Below are 475 nucleotides of genomic sequence, written 5' to 3'. Positions count from 1 at the left end.
TTGTAAATTGGTACGCATCACAAAAATTCGCGCCGCGCTGGCTGAATATGGATTGATCCCTTCACTTTCACCGAGAACATCGCTTAAGGTCATGCCTTGATCACGTAAAGACAGCGCCTGACTTTTACTCGATTCACCCATCACATAGAGTTTCTGGTTTTGTTTGGTGTTGACATAAATCGTATCATTGGGCTGGATGAGGAGTTTGTGTAGGGAATAGCCCTGTTTTTCTAGACTCACTGCGTTTAAATCAAACGTTTTACCATTTCGAATCAGTTGAATCGAGGTATTATCACCGGTTTCGGTATTGACACCACCCGCCATACCCAGTGCGGTATAAATACTAATCGGTTGGTCATTTAAAGTGTATTGACCACTTTTCATCACCTGACCATTGACAAAATAACGATTCCCTTCGTAAGAAAGCACTCGAACCACAACATCAGGGGTTTTTAAATAATGTGCAAATTGAGCT

The 475-nt window shown here is 41.9% G+C and carries 1 pseudogene; it reads right to left on the bottom strand.

Features of this window, described 5'->3' with window-relative positions:
* Positions 1-475, bottom strand: a pseudogene (locus JR005_RS04285) (hypothetical protein); the annotation flags it as partial.

It is taken from the genome of Acinetobacter sp. Colony158 (genome assembly GCF_019264745.1).
Taxonomy (GTDB): Bacteria; Pseudomonadota; Gammaproteobacteria; order Pseudomonadales; family Moraxellaceae; genus Acinetobacter; species Acinetobacter ursingii.
The sequence above is the reverse complement of the archived record's forward strand: the minus strand, read 5'-3'. Positions and strand labels throughout refer to the sequence as shown.